This is a genomic window from Nocardia blacklockiae, from assembly GCF_015477355.1.
In the GTDB taxonomy this organism is placed as follows: Bacteria; Actinomycetota; Actinomycetes; order Mycobacteriales; family Mycobacteriaceae; genus Nocardia; species Nocardia blacklockiae.
The window spans coordinates 502,333-518,144 of sequence record NZ_JADLRJ010000002.1 but is presented as its reverse complement, the minus strand read 5'-3'; the positions used below and the strand labels follow the sequence as shown (position 1 = coordinate 518,144).

Genomic DNA, 15,812 nt, shown 5'->3' with positions numbered 1-15,812 from the left:
GACCGACCGACGTCTGAATTAGGATTGCCTCACCTACATGATTTGGCGGCCGTCCGTGTGAAGAGAGATATCTGATATGGCAACTACTCCCGGTTGGGTCAGACAGTTCCACAAGCCGCGGACGGCCGGCGCCGCGCCGCTGGTGATCTGTCCGCACGCGGGCGGCGGCGCCTCGACGTATCGCCCGTTCTCCAAGCAGCTGTCCGCCGATTTCGACGTGGTCGTGCTGCAGTACCCGGGCCGCCAGGACCGCGCGCGGGAGACGGCGCTGCGGACGCTGCCGGAGATCGCCGCCGGCGCCTTCGACGAATTCGCGCGCTCCTCGTTCAACCGGGGCGAGCCGCTGACGGTGTTCGGCCACAGCATGGGTTCGATCGTGGCGTTCGAATTCACCCGGCTCGCCGAGGCGGCCGGACTGCCGGTGCGGCTGCTGGGGATCTCGGGGACGGTCGCGCCCTCGCGCGTGGCGGACATGCCCGACCACCCGACCGACGACGAACTGCTGCTCGACCACCTCACCGGTCTGCAGGGCACCGGCGCGGACGTGCTCGGCAACCGGGAGCTGATGAAGATGGCGCTGCCGGTGCTGAAGGCCGATTACGCGGCGTTCGACCGCTATTCGTGCCCCGCCGACGTGCGGGTGCAGGCACCGATCCGCGCGATGGGTGGCAGCGACGACGAATTCGTCACCATGGGCGAGCTGTACCACTGGCAGCGGCACACCGCGGCGGACCTGCAGGTGGAGATGTTCGACGGCGGCCACTTCTACCTGCACGAGCAGGTCGCCGGAGTGTCGGAACTGCTCGCGGCCGAACTGGAGACCGCGAGATGAGCGAGCCGCACGACCCGATCGTCATCAGCGGCTTGGCGGTCGAGGCCCCGGGCGGCATCGAGACCCCGGCGCAGTACTGGGCCGCACTGTCCGAGGCGCGCGACCTGACCGGGCCGTTCCCCCGCGACCGCGGCTGGCCGATCGAGCGGCTGCTGTCGCTGTCGGAGGTCGAGGGCTGGTCCGAGGTCCGCGACGCGGGCGGATTCCTCGACGCCGCAGCGGAATTCGACCCGATGTTCTTCGGCATCACGCCGCGCGAGGCGGTCGCCATGGACCCGCAGCAGCGTGTCGCGCTGCGCGTCGCGTGGCGGGCGCTGGAGAACGCCGGAATCAACCCCGGCACCATCGACGGCGCGGAGGTCGGCTGCTACATGGGCGCCTCGCCGACCGAATACGGCCCGCACGCGGCGGAAGTCAACGACTACAGCGGCTACCGGGCCACCGGCACCGCGCTGGGCGCGGTCGCCGGGCGGATCTCCAACTGCCTCGGACTCGGCGGGCCCTCGATCGTGGTCGACACCGCGTGCGCGTCGTCACTGGCCGCGCTGCACCTGGCCGCGGCGGGCATCCGCGCCGGGGAATGCGAGTGGGCACTGGCCGGGGCGGTGTGCGTGATGGGTTCGCCCGGCGCGTTTTTCGAGTTCTCCAAGAACAACGCCCTGTCGGCGGACGGGCAGTGCAAGCCCTACTCCGAGGACGCCGACGGCACGCTCTGGGGCGAGGGCGCGGGCGTCGTCGTGCTCGAACGCGAGTCGCGCGCACGGCGACTGGGACATCGCGTCTACGGCCGGTTGCTCGCGAGCCGGGTCAACCACAACGGCGGCGGGGGACCGATCGCGGTGCCCAGCACCGAGGCGCAGGAGCGTTTGATCCGTAAAACCGTGGCCGCCGCGGGCATCTCGCCGGACCTGGTCGGCATGATCGAGGGCCACGGCACCGCCACCGCGGTGGGGGATCCGCTGGAACTCGCCGCGCTGCAACAGGTCTACGGCTCCGGCACGGCGCGGCTGGGTTCGGTGAAGTCGAACGCCGGTCACGCCCAGGCCGCCGCGGGCATGCTCGGCCTGATCAAGGTGCTGCTCAGCGGACTGCACGGATACATCGCGCCGACCCGGTTCGCCGACAATCCGACCACGCGGGTGGATTGGTCGACGACGGGCCTGCGCCTGGCGGCCAAGCTCGAATACTGGCAGCCACACGACGGATTCCGCTACGGCGCCGTCTCGTCGTTCGGCGTCTCGGGCACGAATGCCCATGCGCTGCTGGCCGTTCCGGCCGTGGAAGAGGAGAACCATGTCTAGCTACCGACTTCCGGACGGCAGCGTTCCGGTCCTGCTGTCCTCGGACACCCCCGAGGCCCTGCGCCTGGAGGCCGCGGCCCTCGCCGACTACGTCGCCGGCCACGACGTCACGCCGGATCGAGTGGCGGACATGCTCTTCCGCACCCGCGTCGCGCGCCGGTACCGCGCGCTGGTGATGACCACCGGCCGCGAGGCGCTGCTGGAAGCGCTGCGCGCCGTCGCGGCCGGCGAGCCGCACGCGGACGTGGTCAGCGGCGGCAAGGCGGCCCTCGCCCGGCGCATCGCCTACGTCTTCCCCGGCCAGGGCAGCCAGCGGCCCGGGATGGGGCGCATGCTCTACGACCACTCCGAGGCCTACCGCGACGCGGTCGACGAGTGCGACAAGGTGTTCCACGAGCTGTACGGGTGGTCGCCGCTGTCGTATCTGCTCGACGTGGACGCACCGGCCGACGACAGCGCGCGCACGGTGCAGCCCGCGCTGTTCGTGCAGATGGTCGGGGTGGCCGCGATGTGGCAGGCGGTCGGGGTGCGCCCGGCGGCGACGGTCGGGCACTCGCAGGGCGAGATCGCCGCGGCGTACGTGTCCGGGTCGCAGACCCTGCGCGACGCCGTCCGCATCGTGACCACCCGCGCGACCATCGTCGACGGCCTGCAACTGACCGGATACTCGATGGCAGTGCTCGGCATCGACCGCGACGAGTGCGAGGACCTGCTGGCCCGGCACGCCGGCTTCGCGGAACTGTCGGTGGTCAACTCGCCGCACATCCTCGCCATCTCCGGTGAGCGCGCGGCCGTGCTGGCCATCGTCGAACTGCTCACCGCCGCAGGGAAGTTCGCCAAGGAGATCCGGGTGCGGTACCCGGCGCACACCTCCTACGTCAGCGGGTTCCGGGAGCAGCTCAACCGCACCGTCGGCGACGACATGGACAACGACGCGTTCCTCGACACCGAGATCGACTTCATCGGCGCCACGCTCGGCGACCGCGTCGACTCGCGGCTGTCGATCATCGACTACTGGTACCTGAACCTGCGCAACCGGGTTCGCTTCGACCGGGCGATCGCCGTCGCCGCCGAACGCGGTGTCGACACCTTCCTGGAGATCTCCGAACACCCCACGCTGATGCTGGCGATCCAGGAGAACCTGGCCGCCGTCACGCCGCAGCGCGCCTTCCAGGCACTGGGCACCTCCCGGCGCACCGCCGAGGACCTGCGCGAATTCACCCGCAGCCTGGCCACGGTCGCGGTACACGACGCCGGGTACGACTGGGAGGCCCTGCGGGTCGGCCCCCCGACCGTGTCGCTGCCGCTGCTGGACTTCCCGAACACCCGGATGTCGCCGAAGACGCTGTGGGCGCCGTATCCCTACGCGGACAAGGATTCCGCCGCGCCGCGGCGCGCGGCCGGGGACCGTGTCGCCGACGGCACGGTGGTGCCGCAGCGCTACACCGAACACTGGACGCGCCTGCCGCGCCGGAAGATGGTGCCGCCCCGCACGATCGCGCTGGTGGATCCCGCCGGTCAGCACGCCGACCTGGTGTCGGCCGTCTGCGCGGTCGCGCCCCGGCAGGGGGCCACGGTCGTCTACACCGACGAAAGCGGCACGCCGACAGCGACTTTCGATACCCTCGTCGTGCTCGCGCCGCGCTCACCGGGCGCGGCGGCCGAAGCCGCTGTCGACGCCGTCGCCGAATTCCTCGGTGACCGTTCGTGGTTGGCGGATCTCTCGGGAGTGAGCGACGTCTGGCTCGTCACCGCGGGCGGCGAACGGGTCGTCGAGACCGAGGTGCCCGACCTGTTCCACGCGGCCGCCCAGGCCGGATTCCGTTGCCTGGCGGCCGAACACATCGGGGTCGGGTTCCGGCATCTGGATCTGCCGGCCGGCGTCGATCCGGCGGTCGCGGCGAAGGGCCTGGTCGAATCCCTGCACACCGCGGGCGAGCCCGAACTCGCGGTGCGCGAGGGCGGCGTCTACGCCAAGCGGCTGCTCGTCGACGACACCGCGGCGGACGGGCCGCTCGACGCGCTCGACCTGCGCGAGGTCGTGATCGTCGGCGGCACGGGCAAACTCGGCCTGGACTTCTGCGAGCGCTTCGTCGCGGCGGGCGCGGGCCGGATCACCCTGGTCAGCCGGTCCGGCGGCGATCCCGCCGCGGTGCGGCGCATCCGGAGCATCCAGCGCGTCGGCGAGACCGAGATCGTCCGGAGGAGCTGCGATGTCGGCGACGAGGACGCGGTGCGGGCGCTGGCCGACGAATACCGCGACCACCCCGCCTCGCTGATCGTGCATGCCGCGGTGGACTATTCCGCCGCCGAGGCCACCCCGACGCGCGACACGATCCGCGCCGCCGCCGCGGCCAAGACGCTCGCGCTCGATCACCTGGTGCGGCACTTCCCGCTCGCCGCCGAGGGCCGCCTCGTGCTGTGTTCCTCGCTGTCGGCGACCCTCGGCGGCCGCGGGCACATGGTGTACGCCGCGGTCAACCGGCTGCTCGACGCGGCCGCCGCCCGCTACCGGGCCGAGGGCGTGCGCTGCTCGTCGGTGCAGTGGGGCCTGTGGCGGGCCGTGGGCGCCGACAACGCCGAGGCGCTGGCCAAGATCAGCGGCACCGGCCTGCTGCCCATGGAGCCCGCGACCGCCGTGGCGGCCGGCTTCGCGCCCGACGCCGCGAATGTGCTTGTGGCGGCGGCGGAATGGAGCCGCATCCGCGACCTGTACACGGTGTTCGGCTACCAGCCGCTGTTCGCCGAGCTGCCCGAGGACGAGCGAGTTTCCGAGGAGCCGGAGAGCGAGGCCGCACACGAGAACGCGGCCGCGCCGGAGCCCGCACCGGCCCCGGTGCGCGGTGCGCCGCGCGACACCGCCGAGACCGTGCGCGAGGCGCTGCGCACCGTGATGGGTCTGGGCCGCACCGATTCCATCGACGGCTCGATCCCGCTCGTCGCCCTCGGCCTGGACTCACTACAGGCCCTGGACCTGCGTAAGCGCATCGAATCCGACCTGAAGCGGGACCTGCCCGTAACGGCGATCCTCGGCGGCGCGTCGCTCGACGAGGTGGTGTCGCTGCTCGCCTGAGGCCGCCGGAAGCGGCGGACGAAGGGGTGGAGATACCCAGTTGATTAGGTTAGCGTTACCAAAGTAAGTAGCTGCGGGGGTGTATGAGCACTCAGACGGAGAGCATTGTGTCGGAATCAGTGACAGGGGCGGCCGGTTCGCCGAACGCGGGCAACGCGATCGTGGTCGAGTCCGTGGAGAAGTCGTTCGGCGAGGTGAAAGCCTTGCGCGGCATCACCTTCAGCGTGCCCGCCGGCACCGTGCTGGGTGTGCTGGGTCCCAACGGGGCCGGGAAGACCACGACGGTGTCCATCCTCTCCACCCTCACGCGGCCCGATGCCGGCCGCGCCGAGGTCGCGGGCTACGACGTGGTCCGCGACGCCGCCAAGGTGCGCTCCTCGATCATGCTGACCGGCCAGTACGCCGCGCTGGACGAGATGCTCACCGGCCGTGAGAATCTGGTGCTGTTCGGCCGGCTGATGGGCCTGCGCCGCAAGTCCGCGCAGGCGCGGGCCGCCGAACTGCTCGAGCAGTTCGCGCTGACCGAGGCCGCCGACCGGCGCGTCGGCCAGTACTCCGGCGGCATGCGGCGGCGCATCGACATCGCCTGCGGATTGGTGCGCCCGCCCAGCGTGGTCTTCCTCGACGAGCCGACCACCGGCCTGGACCCGGTGAGCCGGCAGAGCCTGTGGGCCCTGGTGCGCTCGCTCAAGGAGCAGGGCGTCACCATCCTGCTCACCACGCAGTACCTCGAGGAGGCGGATGCGTTGAGCGACAACATCATCGTCGTCGACAAGGGCACCGTGATCGCCGAGGGCACCGCCGACCAGCTCAAGGCCCGCTCGGGCGCCAGCTACTGCGAGGTGGTCCCGGTCGACGCCGGCGACGTGCCCGCGGTGGTCACGGCGCTGTCGGGCCTGGGGGAGATCACCGTCGCGGATTCGCGCGACCGGGTCTCGCTGCCCGCGCCGGACGGGGCGGTGACGCTCTCGGAGGCGCTGAACCGGATCAACACCGCCGGAATCGAATTGATCGATATCGCGCTGCGCCGCCCCTCGCTCGACGAGGTCTTCATCGAGCTGACCAAACCGGCCGTGGGAGCCGGGGCGTGACGGCGGCGGTGACCTCCTCGCAGGTGCCCGGCATCGCCCGGGACGAGCTGAGCATCCCGGCGGGGCTGCAACTGAGCGCCCTGAGCGGGCGCAGCATCCGCACCACGCTGCGCGAGGGCGACGTGGTGCTGGCGCTGTTCCAGCCGATGGTGTTCTTCATCTGTTTCTATGTGCCGCTGCGGCGTTCGCTGGAGGGGCCGGGTGTGAACTACGCCCAGTACCTGCTGCCCGTCATCGCGGTGTTCGCGATGTTCTTCACCTCGATGTTCGCCGGTGACCGGGCCGCGCGGGAAGTGGTGGGCGGCATGGCCACCCGGCTGCGGTCCATGCCGGTGCCGCCGTGGGTCCCGGTGACCGCGCGGATGTCGGCGAGCCTGGTGCGCACGGTGACCGCGCTGGTCGGTGCGCTGGTGATCGGCAGCGTCTTCGGGTTCCGTTTCCATTCCGCCGGTGCGGCAGTGCTTTTCGTCGCGCTGGTGCTGGCCTTCGGCGCCGCGCTGGTGTTCGCCACCGACGCGCTCGGGACCGTGACCCGCAACTCGGAGCTGAGCGGCACCGTGCTGTTCGGCCCGCAGTTGCTGCTCATTCTGGCATCGACGGGATTCGTTCCGGCGGAAGGCTTCCCGGGCTGGATTCAGCCGTTCGTCCGCAATCAGCCGGTCTCGCAGATCACCGCGGCGCTGCGCGGATTGGCCGACGGCCGCTTCGTCGCCGAGCTCGGCGTGGCCGTGGCGTGGATCGCGGGTCTGCTGGTGATCGGCGCCGTGCTGGCGGTGCGTGCGGAAGGGCGACGGGCATGAGCGTGGAAGAAGCTGTGCGAGTGGACATTACGGGTGCGACCGGGCTGGAGAGCCGGTCCGCGCTGGGCTCGCTGCCGTCGCAGAGCCTGATCGAGGCCGGTCGCCTGCTGCGCCGGTGGTCGCGCCAGCCGGAGGTGATCACCAGCACGCTGGTGTTCCCGATCCTGCTGCTGCTGATGTACGACCTGGTGCTGGACCGGGCGCTGGGCGCGACCGGCCCGACCGACCCGATCTACGGATTCGTGCCGATGATCGCGGTGGCCGGGGCCATGTACGGCGCGATGGGGACCGGGCTGTCGCTGTTCGGCGAGCGGGAGAGCGGTCTGCTGCGCCGGTTCTGGGTGCTGCCGATCCACCGCGCCGCCGGCCTGATCGGGCGACTGCTGGCCGAATGCGGCCGGGCCGCCGCCGCCACCGTCGTGGTGGTCGTCGTCGGGATGCTGCTCGGGCTGCGCTTCGAACAGGGCTGGGCCGGTGCGCTCGGCGTGCTGGTCGTGCCCGTCGTCGTCATCGCCGGGTTCACGCCGGTGGTCGTGATGGTCGGGGTGAGCAGCGTCGGCGACAAGGTGGTGCAGCTGTTCGCGATCGTGGTGCTGGTCGGGATGTTCTTCAACTCCGGATTTGTGCCGGTGCAGAACTATCCGGGCTGGCTGCAACCGGTCGTGCGGGCGCAGCCGATGAGCTGTGCCATCGAGGCGATGCGCAACTTCATGCTGGGCGGCCCGCTGGCCGTCCCGGTGCTGCAGACCCTGGCCTGGGCGGTGGGCCTGATCGCCGTCTTCGGCGCGCTGGCCGTTCGCGGCTACCGCAACGCCGCCGAGGGCTAGCCGGCGGCAACGGCCGGGACACGGTTTGGGCCACGAATCATGTTGCGGCCGTTGCTGTTACATCTCAGCAACGTTCGCCGAACCGCCCGACCGGGGCGGGCTCCGGCGCTAGAGTGGTGATCAGCCGCTGGCCACCCGGCGCGATGTTGCGCCTCGGGCGCCGTGGATATCCGGTCCGCGCCGGCCAGCGCAGCGACCGCCGCGCACCTCACCGGTAGCGGGAAGTCCGGGCAGGTTTCATCGCTGAACAGCACCCCTGACGGAGGTCCGCGCCCTCGTGCGCCGGATCCCCGCCGGTCGGTCACGGCCGTCTGCGTGTCCTCCAGGAGAAGGAACATGACCGCACTGTTCGCGCACGACACCTTTCACATCGCCATGGTGGTTCCGCCCTACTTCGATGTCCCGCCCAAGGCGTACGGCGGCGTCGAGGCCGTCGTCGCCGATCTGGTGGACGCGCTGCTCGCGCGTGGTCACGAGGTGACCCTGTTCGGGGCCGGCGAGCCGGGCACCAAGGCCCGTTTCATCCCGGTGTGGGAGCGGATCCAGGCCGACCGGCTCGGCGATCCGTTCCCGGAGGTGCTGCACGCGTTGAAGACTCGCCGCGCCCTCGAGAAGCTGGTGACGCGCGAGGGCGTCGACCTGGTGCACGACCACACCTTCGCGGGCCCGCTGAGCGCGCCGTTCTACGCGGGACTGGGGCTGCCGACGGTGGTCACCGTGCACGGTCCGGTCGACGGCGAACCCTACGACTACTACAGCCAATTGGGCGACGACGTGTCGCTGGTGGCGATCAGCGACCGCCAGCGTGCGCTCGCCCCCGACCTGAACTGGGTCGGGCGGGTGCACAATGCGCTGCGAGTCGGCGAATGGCCCTTCCGGACCGAGAAGAGCGACTACGCTTTGTTCCTGGGCAGGTTCAGCGCGTGCAAGGCGCCGCACCTGGCGTTGGAGGCGGCGCACGCGGCCGGTATCCCGCTGGTGCTCGCCGGCAAGTGCAACGAACCCCCGGAGAAGGCGTACTTCGACGAGGCGGTGCGGCCGTTGCTGACCGAACGCGACCACGTTTTCGGCATGGCCGACGCCGCCGCCAAGCGAAAACTGTTGTCCGAAGCCAAGTGCCTGCTGTTCCCGGTGCAATGGGAGGAACCGTTCGGGATGGTGATGATCGAGGCGATGGTCTGCGGCACCCCCGTGGTCGCGCTGCGCGGCGGCGCGGTGGCGGAGGTGATCGTGGACGGCGTGACGGGCCGGATCTGCGACGATCCCGCCGAACTGCCGATCGCGATGAAGGAGGTCCAGGACTACGACCCAGCGGCGTGCCGCGCGCACGTGCTGGCGAACTTCGGCGCCGACACCCTGGGCCGCGGCTACGAACAGGTGTATCGGCGCGTGCTGCGGTCGCGCCGCTCCCCGCGAGTGAACCGGGCCGCCACCACGATCCGGTCCTGGCCCGCCGCGACCGCCGCACCGGGCCTCGTCGCCGGTGATTCCGCATGACGGGTCCCACGCCGTTGAATTCGGGCGAGCCGGCGCTGCTCGGCGGCTCGGTGACGCTGGTCGAGGGCAGCACGTTCTGTCTGTCCGACCGGGTCGGCGACGTCGAACCCGGTACCGCGCAAGGACTGTTCTACCGCGACGCCCGCGTGGTGTCGCGGTGGGAATTGCGGGTGGACGGCCAGCGCCCGGAGCCGCTGTCGGTGCTGAGCCCGGAGGCGTTCACCGCGCGGTTCATCGCGCGGCGGCCGCCCCGGGCCGGCGCGGCCGACAGCAGCCTGCTGGTGGTGCGGGAACGCCTGGTCGCCGACGGCCTGTGCGAAACGGTCACCCTGGAGAACCTCGGCCGCGAACCCACGGCGGTGACGCTGGAGCTGCACGCCGACGCCGATTTCGTCGACCTGTTCGCGGTGAAGGAGGGGCGCGAGGGCCACGGCCGGGCCGAGGTGCTGGTCACCGACAACGAACTGCTGCTCAACGACCGCTCGGATCGTGCTCGCGGACTGGCGATCTCGTCGTCGGAACCGCCGACGGTGCTGCCCGGGTCGATGACGTGGCGGGTGGTGGTGCCCGCCGGCGGCCGCTGGCAGACCGAGATCCTGGCCCAGCCGACCATGGCCAACCAGCGCGTGCACCTGCCGGTGCGGCCCGGCGAGCACTACGAGGCCAGCGAACCCGGCCGCAAGATCGAGGCCTGGCGGGACACGGCGACCAAGCTGACCACCGGCGACCCGCTGCTCACCGCGGTCCTGCAGCGCACCGAGAGCGACCTGGGCGCGTTGCAGATCCACGACGAGTCGCGCGAGGGCCGCACCTTCGTCGCGGCGGGTGCGCCCTGGTTCATGACGCTGTTCGGGCGCGACAGCCTGCTCACCGCGTGGATGGCGCTGCCGCTGGATGTCGGCCTGGCGCTGGGCACCATGCAGCAGCTGGCCGAGATGCAGGGCCAGCGGGTGGACCCGCTCACCGAGGAGGAGCCGGGGCGGATCATGCACGAGATCCGGCGCGGGCCCTCCGGCGGGCTGGCGCTGGGCGGCGAGACCTATTACGGAACCGTCGACGCCACACCGCTTTTCGTGATGCTGCTGGCCGAGGCGCGGCGCTGGGGTGCGCCGCCGGACGCGGTGCAGGCGCTGCTGCCGGCCGCCGACGCCGCGCTGGACTGGATCACCCACTTCGGTGACCGGGACGGCGACGGCTTCGTCGAATACCAGCGCGCCACCGACCGCGGCCTGGTCAATCAGGGGTGGAAGGACAGTTTCGACGGCATCAACGACATCGGCGGACATCTCGCCGAGGCCCCGATCGCGCTGTGCGAGGTGCAGTCCTACGTCTACGCGGCGCTGCTGGCGCGCGCGGAGCTGGCCGAGGAGTTCGGCGACCCGGCCCACGCCGCCCGCCGGCGCGAGCACGCCGCCCAGCTGCGCACCAAGTTCAGCGAGGCGTTCTGGCTGCCCGAAAGAGGTTGGTACGCGGTCGCTCTGGACGGCCGCAAGCGCCGCGTCGACGCGCTGACCAGCAACGTGGGGCATTGCCTGTGGTCCGGGATCGCCACCGACGAGCAGGCCGAGCAGCTGGTGCGGCACCTGTCCGGCCCGGAGATGGACACCGGATTCGGTTTGCGCACACTGGCTTCCAACATGGGCGCGTTCAATCCGATGAGCTACCACAACGGTTCGGTGTGGCCGCACGACACGGCGATCACGGTCGCCGGGCTGCTGCGGTACCGGCACGTGCCCGGGGCGGTCGAGCTGGCCACCCGGCTGGCCGACGGTCTGCTCGACGCGGCCGCGGCCTTCGGCGGGCGGCTGCCCGAATTGTTCTGTGGTTTCCCGCGTTCCAGGTTCTCCGCGCCGGTGCCCTACCCGACGTCGTGCTCGCCGCAGGCGTGGGCCAGCGCCGCGCCGCTGCTGCTGGTGCGCTCGTTCCTCGGCCTGGAACCGGACGCGCCGCGCCGCACGCTCACCGTGCTACCGCACCTGCCGCCCCGGTGGGGTCGCGTCGAACTCACCGATCTGCGGCTGGGAGGTTCGGTGATCGATCTGGCCGTCGACGGCGACCACATCTCGGCGTCGAACCTGCCCGACGACTGGCGGCTGATCACCCACTGACGCTCACCAGCCGGAGTCGGTGACGCCGCGGCGGGTATCGGTGCGGTCGATCTCCTCGACGTCGGCGAACTCCGGCGCGGAATCCGCTGCGGGCTCCCCTCTTTCGGGTGCGCCGGGCGGTGCGGTAGAGATCGGCGGCCGGGGCGGCACCTGGGTAGACAGGTCGGGCATGCCCTCGATCAGGTCGGAGAGCTTGGGCATCCGGGCGCGCTGCTGCTGGAGCGGCCGCATGAGTTCGGCCGTCTTGCGCGTCATCTCCGCCGCCGCGTGCTGCGCCGCCTCGGTGACGCCGCGCGCGATGTCGGCGTACTCGAGGTCGCCGATATCGGCACTGAATCGCGTCTCGATCAGGGTGCCCTCGGCGTTGACCGTGACGGTGATCCGCTTGCGGCGGGCGGTGCCGGTCGCGGTCATCCGGGCGCGGCGCTCGTGGATGTCGGCGATGGTCCGGACCTGCTGGTCGAAGGCGGTCAGCAGGTCGGCGAGTTCGCGCTTCGCGTGCTCGTTGGCCACGACGTCACCGGAACTGTTCGGCGCTGCCGGTGTCGGTGTTGTCGTGCAGGGTGGCGGCCCGCTGCTGGCCGGAGCTGTGCTCGCCCGAGTGGTCGCCCAGGCTGCCGGTGAGTTTCTTCAGGTTGGCGCGGGCCGCGTTGTAGCCGTTGTTGCCCTCGCCGTCGGCGAATTGGGTGCCGTACCGGTCGTTCCCCCACGGGCTGCCCTTGGCGTCGGCGGACGCCTCCAACGTGGTCAGCGCGTCGGCGATGCGGTCGCTGACGTGCTGGGCCTTGGCCGCCGCCCGGCGCTGCAAGGTGGGATCGATTCGAACTTTCCGGCCTGTCATGCGCGCACGCTCCTCCCCTGGACGTGAAGCGACCATAACGCCGGGGTGGCGGCTGCCGCAATATTGTCCGAAAACTCTGTGCGACAGAGGTTTTTGGGGGTTGCGGGACGCGAAATCGGTGTGCGAGAGTGGCGGCGCGCCCGCTGCCGTGGTGATCGAAAGTTGCTGGGGCATAGCCTTTTCGGCGCTTCCGTGCGAAGCCTCGGGTGCTGTGGGTTGCCGGGAAGCCGTGAAGCCCGGTGTCGCAGGCGATGTCGTCCGGGGGGTAGGCGATGGTGATCTGGAAGCCGCCGCTGGCGGACGGTCTCGGCTGGGCCGTCGGCATGGAGTGGCCCGAGGGCAACGAAGATCTGATGTGGGAGCTGGCCGACGACTGGCGCGCGGCGGCGAGTTCCCTCGACGGCATCGGCCGGGACATCGACGACGCCATCGCCGCGATCCGGGCGGCCTACCCGGAGGGCGCGGGCGGCGAGCAGATGATCCGGCAGCTCCAGGCGATGCGCACCGGCGAGGGGTCGGTCGAAGAGCTGGTCAAATGGTTCAACGGGGTGGCCGAGACCGCCGACGCGACCGGCAACGAATTCGAATACACCAAGCTCATGTTCTACGCCACGCTGGTGATGCTGGCGGCGGAGATCGCGCTGGTCTGGTTGTTCCCGCCGACCGCACCGGCGGAGGAGGCGCTGCTCATCGCGGGCACCCGGGTGGGCGTGCGGATGCTGGTCCGGCGGCTGCTCACCCGGCTGAGCGAACAGGGACTGAAGCACGCGCTGATGGCGGCGCTGAAATCGCCGTTCGCCAAACGGCTGCTGATCCACCTGGCCATCGACGCGGGCATGAACGCGGCGCCGGACCTCGCGATCCAGGACTACCAGAGCGTGTTCGGGCGTCGCGACGGCGTCGACTGGGGCCAGGTCGCACTGTCCGGTGCGACGGGCGCGGTAGGCGGGCTGGTCGGTGCGGGCGCGGGCCGCGCCGCCCTCGGCCCGCTGGCAAAGGTGTTCGGCAACAAGACTTTCGGTGACCGGTTGGTCGCCGACCGATTGGCCGGCATGGTCGGCGGCGGAGCAAACGCCCTGGGCGCCTACGCAACCCAGGGCGCCCTCACCGGCGACTGGCACTTCGACCCCCGCATGCTCACCGCCGGCACGCTCCCCGGCGCCCTCCACGGCGCCGGCCACGGCCTCGGCCCCGGCATGCGCGACCAGCCCAACCTGGCCGCCCCACACCCCGAACACACCGCCCCCTCATCGAACCCAGCACACACAGCACCGACCCCCGACGGCAGCGCCCCGCTGCACACCACCGGCTCCGACAGCGGTGGCCACAGCACGGCCGGTGCGGTAAGCCGCGGCGTATCCGACGTGCATCCCGCCGGAAGCGAGCACGGGGGTGGGCCGGACACGACCGAGCACGCCGCAAGCGGCCGCGGCGGTTTGCCTGAGCATGGCGGGGGTCGCGTGGACTCCGGCCAGGCCGGAGTGGACCGCCCTTTCGTGCCACCGGCCACCCACGCCGCTGGTGGCGGCCATCCCGTCGGCTCCGAACCCGCTGCCGCACGCAACGATTCCCACGCCCCCGCTTCCCCGGACCGCTCCACCCCCACCTCGACAGCGCGACCGGTCGACACCGGCACCCCGCACTCATCCGCGCGTCCGCCCGAAACCGCCTCTCCCACAGGAGGTCCCGGCAGCGACCCGCGCACCCCGACACACTCGGCGCGGGGCGATACCCCGACCGCAGGCAGGGCCGGTGACCCCGCCGGACCGGCACGGGCCGGGAACCCAACCGTGCCGCCTCGCGCCGGTGACGTAGCCGCGCCCGGGCGTGCTGGTGACGGGGTAGGCCCAGCAAAGACCGGGGACGCAACGGTGCCGCCCCGCACTGGTGACGGAACGCCGCCCGGGAGTGCTGGTGACGGAACCCCGACCGGGCGTGCTGGTGATGCCACTGAGTCGGCGCGGCCCGGTGCCGGTGTGCCACCGCAACATTCGGAGGTGGGAGGGGCTTCTCGGCCTGGGGTGAGCGCGATGCCCGCGCGTAGCGGCGAGGGTGCCGGAAGCCCTTCCCACCCCGCGGTGGGCGATACCACCCCGCCCGTTCACGCGCACGGTACCGGTGTCGAGCCGACACCTCACGCACGCAGGGCCGAGCCCGCTCACGGTGCCGCCGATCCGCGATCCGCGCGCCACGAGACCTCGCACGACGAGCACTCGCCCCACCACGACCGGCCGGACCCGCACGAGACCGGTCCGCTGCAACCCCGGCCGAGCATCGAGGAAGCGCACGCTCGCCACGGGGAGCGGACGCCCGCCGGCGTCTCCCACCATCGCGGGGACACCTCGATGGGCGATCTTCCGCACCGGGTCCCGCGCGCCGCGCGCCACTTCAGCGCCGACGTCCACATCAGCGAGGACGGCCACGCGGTGATCGGCGGCCACAAATACACCCCGGAGGAATACGGCCACCTCCTCCGCAACGCCGGCTGGGACGGCAAATCCCCGATCCGCCTGATCGGCTGCGACGCCGCCACCAACGGCTTCGCCGCCCGCCTCGCCACCCACCTGGGCACCGACGTCCTGGCCCCCACCAAATCCGCCTGGACCGACAACCACGGCCGCGTCTACTCCAGCACCCCCGAACCAGGCCCCGACGGCAACCGCCGCCCCCGCATCCCCCCGGACGGCGAATGGGAAACCCACCACCCCGACGGCACCAAAACCAAAGCGGGAGAAGACGGTTTCGCCCCCGGCACCGAAGCCGCGGACAAACACGGCCTCGACCCGAACGAGGCCGAGGAGCGGCAGCAGCCCGGCAAGCAACCGCGGCGCATCGATCCGGCGGACAGCAGGCTCATGGAACCGCTCAGCGAGCAGGAAGTCGGAAAGCGGCGGGTGATAGTCGACGGGAACGGAGTACCCCACCGGATCGATGGGGCGGGTGACAGCACCGCGGCGATCCACGCGCGGGATTTCCTGAACGAAGAGTTGCGCCGTTCGGGCAACCTGTACAACGAGAACACCGGAAACGGCTCCAAAGTGTTCTTCCAGGACGACAACTCCGCTATCGTGCCCAAGGCGTACATCGGCCAAACCGGCGAAATCACCGGCACCACGGCCGATCTCGTCAAGGTGACCTGGAAGAACGGACGAATCGACAGCGTCGAGACATTCGACGCGACTACGAGCAGTCAGGTCGATGTGAAGGCCGAGTCGGCGGCAACTACGCTGCGTAACAAGCTACCCGGCGGCAGCAAGTACCAATCCCACGGTGCCATTTTCGTGGCGCCGACCGAGGCCTGGGCGCGCGCGGTGGCAGCAGAGACCGCGAGCGAACCCCGGATCCGAGTGATCCATCTTCCCTCCGGATTCGATTCGGCCTCGACGCCATGAGCGACAAGACGACAACCGCGGTATCGAGAGGAATGACCGGCAATGAGTAG

11 protein-coding genes are annotated in these 15,812 nt (G+C 71.1%); 9 read left to right on the top strand and 2 right to left on the bottom strand.

From position 1 onward, the window contains the following. Positions 1-76: 76 nt before the first annotated feature. From IU476_RS08245 to IU476_RS08210, 8 genes are all read left to right on the top strand, one after another. Positions 77-832: a thioesterase II family protein gene (locus IU476_RS08245; protein ID WP_195098330.1), complete on the top strand. Its 756-nt coding sequence runs from the start codon at positions 77-79 to the stop codon at positions 830-832. Further along, positions 829-2,133, top strand: coding sequence for a beta-ketoacyl [acyl carrier protein] synthase domain-containing protein (locus IU476_RS08240; protein WP_195098327.1), 1,305 nt, complete (start codon positions 829-831; stop codon positions 2,131-2,133). The genes IU476_RS08245 and IU476_RS08240 overlap by 4 nt, the downstream gene beginning before the upstream one ends. Beyond that, on the top strand, positions 2,126-5,206 hold the full coding sequence (gene nbtC, locus IU476_RS08235; protein ID WP_195098325.1) for a nocobactin polyketide synthase NbtC: 3,081 nt from the start codon (positions 2,126-2,128) through the stop codon (positions 5,204-5,206). The genes IU476_RS08240 and nbtC overlap by 8 nt, the downstream gene beginning before the upstream one ends. Positions 5,207-5,325: 119 nt before the next feature. Beyond that, positions 5,326-6,297 carry an ATP-binding cassette domain-containing protein gene (locus tag IU476_RS08230; protein ID WP_438943989.1) on the top strand — a complete coding sequence of 324 codons (972 nt, stop codon included), beginning with the start codon at positions 5,326-5,328 and terminating at the stop codon, positions 6,295-6,297. Further along, positions 6,294-7,097: an ABC transporter permease gene (locus IU476_RS08225; RefSeq protein WP_324193931.1), complete on the top strand. Its 804-nt coding sequence runs from the start codon at positions 6,294-6,296 to the stop codon at positions 7,095-7,097. The genes IU476_RS08230 and IU476_RS08225 overlap by 4 nt, the downstream gene beginning before the upstream one ends. Continuing rightward, a complete protein-coding gene (locus tag IU476_RS08220) occupies positions 7,094-7,924 on the top strand; it encodes an ABC transporter permease (protein ID WP_228823328.1) in 831 nt (276 codons plus the stop codon). The genes IU476_RS08225 and IU476_RS08220 overlap by 4 nt, the downstream gene beginning before the upstream one ends. 336 nt (positions 7,925-8,260) lie before the next feature. Continuing rightward, positions 8,261-9,421 carry a glycosyltransferase family 4 protein gene (locus IU476_RS08215; RefSeq protein WP_195098320.1) on the top strand — a complete coding sequence of 387 codons (1,161 nt, stop codon included), beginning with the start codon at positions 8,261-8,263 and terminating at the stop codon, positions 9,419-9,421. Then, entirely contained in the window at positions 9,418-11,529 is a 2,112-nt protein-coding gene (locus tag IU476_RS08210; RefSeq protein WP_195098318.1) for an amylo-alpha-1,6-glucosidase, read from the top strand. The genes IU476_RS08215 and IU476_RS08210 overlap by 4 nt, the downstream gene beginning before the upstream one ends. 3 nt (positions 11,530-11,532) lie before the next feature. Here IU476_RS08210 and IU476_RS08205 read toward each other — a convergent pair whose 3' ends face one another. Next, positions 11,533-12,042 (bottom strand): YbaB/EbfC family nucleoid-associated protein, encoded by a 510-nt coding sequence (locus IU476_RS08205; protein WP_195098316.1) that lies wholly within the window; start codon positions 12,040-12,042, stop codon positions 11,533-11,535. A 4-nt stretch (positions 12,043-12,046) separates the two neighbouring features. Further along, the gene (locus IU476_RS08200) at positions 12,047-12,370 is read right to left on the bottom strand and encodes a hypothetical protein (protein ID WP_195098315.1); all 324 of its coding nucleotides are present in this window, start codon (positions 12,368-12,370) and stop codon (positions 12,047-12,049) included. A 272-nt stretch (positions 12,371-12,642) separates the two neighbouring features. Between IU476_RS08200 and IU476_RS08195 the strand changes: the two genes are divergently transcribed. Further along, complete coding sequence (locus tag IU476_RS08195) at positions 12,643-15,762, top strand: WXG100-like domain-containing protein (protein WP_195098314.1); 3,120 nt, start codon at positions 12,643-12,645, stop codon at positions 15,760-15,762. The last annotated feature ends 50 nt before the right edge of the window (positions 15,763-15,812 follow it).